Here is a 6,000-nt window from a genome sequence, read left to right on the forward strand (position 1 = left end):
AACGCAGATGACGGCAAGCCGGTGACGGTCCAGCAGAGGTCGCACCCTTCATGGGTGCGTGGATTGAAACTGCGCGGGAAAATGGAAGGGCTCAGCGATGTACAGCAGTCGCACCCTTCATGGGTGCGTGGATTGAAACCCCTTGCGATTGGCCAGAAGAACGTTGTTTTTTGGGCGTCGCACCCTTCATGGGTGCGTGGATTGAAACAACAACCTGATCGTTACTTTCCCAGCGCTGTGAAGTCGCACCCTTCATGGGTGCGTGGATTGAAACCGTTCGGCTCGACGCTGGCACCGACGATCCGCGCGAGTCGCACCCTTCATGGGTGCGTGGATTGAAACACGTTTTGGTAGAATTCAGAATCAAGATTTCCCTGAGTCGCACCCTTCATGGGTGCGTGGATTGAAACCTTCGTCCCGAACAGGTCGAACGGAATCCGGCGAGGTCGCACCCTTCATGGGTGCGTGGATTGAAACAATGAATGCCGATGCTTCCGCCTTGCCGATATACGGTCGCACCCTTCATGGGTGCGTGGATTGAAACTCGTGCGAGCTCGGCGCTTGCCGCAGCATCATTGGCGTCGCACCCTTCATGGGTGCGTGGATTGAAACGTTATCGTCACATGCACATCAATGGCTTGATAGGTTGTCGCACCCTTCATGGGTGCGTGGATTGAAACCGCGATGTCACGTCATTGTCGCGTGAAACCCTGGTCGCACCCTTCATGGGTGCGTGGATTGAAACTGCGACGAACGCGACAACCGGCCTCAAGAGCCGCGGTCGCACCCTTCATGGGTGCGTGGATTGAAACCACCAGCGATGCAGACAGCACCGAGCATGATGCTAGTCGCACCCTTCATGGGTGCGTGGATTGAAACACATGGCTGAAAACGCGATACATCTTGACCGACACGTCGCACCCTTCATGGGTGCGTGGATTGAAACATTGCAAAATCCTCCTCAAGATGTGATAAAATAGGTCGCACCCTTCATGGGTGCGTGGATTGAAACACTTTTCCGCCACACAGCAAAAGCCTTCAGCACTTGTCGCACCCTTCATGGGTGCGTGGATTGAAACTTAAAACGACGGCCATCATCGCGCCTGGCGTTGCTGTCGCACCCTTCATGGGTGCGTGGATTGAAACACAAATCAAGACGGCCTTGAGTGGCTGGCTGAACGTCGCACCCTTCATGGGTGCGTGGATTGAAACTATTGATGATACCGGAACCAGAGATAGAGGAAGAAGTCGCACCCTTCATGGGTGCGTGGATTGAAACTCCACGCCGGTAAAGTCTACGAGATTGACAGCGTTGTCGCACCCTTCATGGGTGCGTGGATTGAAACTTCGGTTTGATCTGTACCTGTCTAAGCTGTGGTACGTCGCACCCTTCATGGGTGCGTGGATTGAAACCTATTATATACTGTGTTACACAACCCAAAGGGCAATGTCGCACCCTTCATGGGTGCGTGGATTGAAACAAAGATCCGTAAATATCGTGAGGCTTACGTCCAGGTCGCACCCTTCATGGGTGCGTGGATTGAAACAGCCAACTGCGTATAATCCGTCGGTTACGATAAAGTCGCACCCTTCATGGGTGCGTGGATTGAAACTTGACTGCATAAATTGCTGGCCCTGATGGTTGGTAAGTCGCACCCTTCATGGGTGCGTGGATTGAAACACGATATTGGCAGCCGTTGCCGTTGCGTCAGCTGGTCGCACCCTTCATGGGTGCGTGGATTGAAACCCCTTGCGATTGGCCAGAAGAACGTTGTTTTTTGGTCGCACCCTTCATGGGTGCGTGGATTGAAACGTCGGTTAAGGTCACTTCGTACGGATCGCCGTGGCTGGTCGCACCCTTCATGGGTGCGTGGATTGAAACTTTGGGCAAACGTACCCAGCCGGGTGCATCCGGCCAGTCGCACCCTTCATGGGTGCGTGGATTGAAACCAATAATAAGAGCAATACGAGCAGCAGCGGACGTAGTCGCACCCTTCATGGGTGCGTGGATTGAAACAACTCCCTTGTCCTACTGACTGGCAATAAGACAGGTCGCACCCTTCATGGGTGCGTGGATTGAAACGAATTATTGTTTATCCAGAAAGCGTAACCTGTCTTGTCGCACCCTTCATGGGTGCGTGGATTGAAACTGTCTGCGGTCAAGGATCGTCAGATTAAGGTTGAGTCGCACCCTTCATGGGTGCGTGGATTGAAACTTCGTGCCGTAGTCGCAGGCAATATAGCGGCGGCACGTCGCACCCTTCATGGGTGCGTGGATTGAAACATGATGTCCATGCGCTGGTCCAATAGCTTGCCGATGTCGCACCCTTCATGGGTGCGTGGATTGAAACCTTGCGTCCATGACGTCGGCTGCATCTTCATCGTCCTGGTCGCACCCTTCATGGGTGCGTGGATTGAAACTTCTGACACCGCTGTCACCGTTACTGTTGCCGAGGTCACACCCTTCATGGGTGCGTGGATTGAAACAACAGATATGCTTGACGCGGTAATTCTGGCCACAGAGTCGCACCCTTCATGGGTGCGTGGATTGAAACTATGTTGGTTCGATGTTTGACTACGTTGCTTATTGTCGCACCCTTCATGGGTGCGTGGATTGAAACATCGTTTGTCTTTATGGTTGCCGCCATCTTATCAGTCGCACCCTTCATGGGTGCGTGGATTGAAACTACGAGGTCTCGGCCGTCAATGAGCCAGCCTACGTCGCACCCTTCATGGGTGCGTGGATTGAAACTCTCCTCCAAAAGCAACCAGTATACAGTGGGGATGTCGCACCCTTCATGGGTGCGTGGATTGAAACAAAAGCTCGATAGAGCAAGTGCCATTGCAAAGATGGGTCGCACCCTTCATGGGTGCGTGGATTGAAACCTGCGCTCGAAAGTCCGGCAGAAACCTTCGCACCGTCGCACCCTTCATGGGTGCGTGGATTGAAACTACCGCTGGGCGAAGGATGCGCTGATCACGAACCTGGGGTCGCACCCTTCATGGGTGCGTGGATTGAAACCTTTTGCCTCGATGACATCACCGGTTGCAATGTCGATGAGGTCGCACCCTTCATGGGTGCGTGGATTGAAACCATGCAGACTGATGACAAAAAGAAAGAGAAATATGTCGCACCCTTCATGGGTGCGTGGATTGAAACATCCGCGCCGCCCGCGCTGGCTGTCGTATTTTTTAGTCGCACCCTTCATGGGTGCGTGGATTGAAACAGATAATCTTGTTCTTTTTCCGAGAGGAACAACTCGTCGCACCCTTCATGGGTGCGTGGATTGAAACTCCGGTACATGGGTCGAAGAATACGCAGATAGCATGTCGCACCCTTCATGGGTGCGTGGATTGAAACTCGTCCAAGTGGCGTCCAGAAGATTATCAGACCAGTCGCACCCTTCATGGGTGCGTGGATTGAAACTTCCACGCCGCGATAAAAACTACTGTCAAGGTTCCCCGTCGCACCCTTCATGGGTGCGTGGATTGAAACTTGATACAGGTATTTTTAAAGACTATAAGGGCTTGTCGCACCCTTCATGGGTGCGTGGATTGAAACATCAGCGTCAGCGGGTCTGTGTAGGCGTACTGGAAGTCGCACCCTTCATGGGTGCGTGGATTGAAACTTCAGTCAGCCAAGCATCCCACTTGCTAGGCCTGCCGTCGCACCCTTCATGGGTGCGTGGATTGAAACAGCAGGGCCGATGATACATTGAAATAGCCGAGGCACGTCGCACCCTTCATGGGTGCGTGGATTGAAACGCAGGCCGGCTGAACCAGGGAAGAGAAAAACCGAGGTCGCACCCTTCATGGGTGCGTGGATTGAAACTCAAGCGCTACCCGATGCAGCTCGATGCCAAGGAGTCGCACCCTTCATGGGTGCGTGGATTGAAACGGCGAGAAGCAGGTGGAGAAGCGCCTGCAGCTCAGTCGCACCCTTCATGGGTGCGTGGATTGAAACTTGAGCTCGCCCACCTTCATCCAGCGCGTGATCTCGTCGCACCCTTCAGGGGTGCGTGGATTGAAACGAAAAATCCGCATAGTTTACCTTGAAAATCTGAACGTCGCACCCTTCATGGGTGCGTGGATTGAAACATTCAGTAGTCTTACCAAACGGTTTGCGATATCAGTCGCACCCTTCATGGGTGCGTGGATTGAAACTGGCTGAGAGTCAAGGATGGCCTCGGCGATCATCGGTCGCACCCTTCATGGGTGCGTGGATTGAAACACTGGCCCACGTGACGAAAAGACGGCCCCCGCTCGTCGCACCCTTCATGGGTGCGTGGATTGAAATACCGAACGCTTTAGCGTATTCCGTCAGTACCTTAGTCGCACCCTTCATGGGTGCGTGGATTGAAACGCCGCCGTAAGCAATCGACAGATCATTGATATCCTCGTCGCACCCTTCATGGGTGCGTGGATTGAAACATCCAGCGCGTAATCTCCGGATGGACTTCTTTCAAGTCGCACCCTTCATGGGTGCGTGGATTGAAACTCGCCGAACTCCGTGCTCAGCATATCGGCCAAAGTCGCACCCTTCATGGGTGCGTGGATTGAAACAGTCGCTGGGAGTGAAATCAGAGAAAGACGGAAAGTCGCACCCTTCATGGGTGCGTGGATTGAAACATAAGGTGTCCAGCGCGTAGCTACGTCGCACGGCCCCGTCGCACCCTTCATGGGTGCGTGGATTGAAACTTGTCGCGTTCGCGCTCCATCACGAGATAATGGAAGTCGCACCCTTCATGGGTGCGTGGATTGAAACTCAACATGTCAGATGATATCGTGCTGATTGGCGACGTCGCACCCTTCATGGGTGCGTGGATTGAAACTAAGACATGCTGCAACACGACTTTCAGCCGCGCGTGTCGCACCCTTCATGGGTGCGTGGATTGAAACTTGTAAATTGCGACAGCCCCCAGGACGATGGCAGCCGTCGCACCCTTCATGGGTGCGTGGATTGAAACACGGTTACCTACAATCGGCAAACATTACAATCATGTCGCACCCTTCATGGGTGCGTGGATTGAAACACCATCCACTTGATGTCGCGTACGCCGCGCTTCGGTCGCACCCTTCATGGGTGCGTGGATTGAAACTCCGCACGGTCCGAGTCAGCATCCGTACCATCCGCACGTCGCACCCTTCATGGGTGCGTGGATTGAAACTCCTCGCGGATCTCGTCGAGGTCCTTTTTGGGGGGGGCGCACCCTTCATGGGTGCGTGGATTGAAACAATGGCGTCCTTCAGCCGCTCAATATCGCTAAGATGTCGCACCCTTCATGGGTGCGTGGATTGAAACCGAACCGCTACACTACTTCCGCATCCATCGCTGGAGGTCGCACCCTTCATGGGTGCGTGGATTGAAATTCCGTATGATTCAGATAGGGATTCATGGCCATCACGTCGCACCCTTCATGGGTGCGTGGATTGAAATTTTGACCAGCATGACGATGGCGGCAGAAGGTAGGGAGGTCGCACCCTTCATGGGTGCGTGGATTGAAATTACCACGTATGCTACGGCAGCAAATCGAGCAGGCAGTCGCACCCTTCATGGGTGCGTGGATTGAAATGGTGGCAGAATATCCAGTAGTGAGACGCTTTGTAGATGTCGCACCCTTCATGGGTGCGTGGATTGAAATGCGTGAGGGCATTGAGAAGGCAAAGGCGATGCTCGGTCGCACCCTTCATGGGTGCGTGGATTGAAATGCTTATGCGGGTTCCTGTGACGAATTCGGTCAGTGTCGCACCTTCATGGAACGCATTGTAGCAGACATCATTGAACGATTAAAGTTCAATAGCGTTCGAAACATGGCCAAGTCTTCCTTAAATGTGATATAATAAATAGTTGTATTCTTCTTAATCGTACAAATTAAAAGAAAATTTATTTTGCCTTGTTGTTAGCTTCGGCTTTTTCGTTGCATTCTTCATGGATGCGTGGATGATAAAACAGTAGGGGTGTTCGCGTCGGGTGAAATTCGCCAAATTGCGTCGGTCGAA

Annotated in this window: 1 CRISPR repeat array (cut by a window edge). The window is 53.2% G+C overall.

Going from position 1 to position 6,000, the window contains the following annotated elements:
- Window positions 1–5,709: direct repeats of the CRISPR family, unit length 32 nt; unit sequence GTCGCACCCTTCATGGGTGCGTGGATTGAAAC; it begins 433 nt to the left of the window's first position.
- Window positions 5,710–6,000: the final 291 nt, after the last annotated feature.

This window comes from Mitsuokella sp. AF33-22, from assembly GCF_003475755.1.
In the GTDB taxonomy this organism is placed as follows: Bacteria; Bacillota; Negativicutes; order Selenomonadales; family Selenomonadaceae; genus Mitsuokella.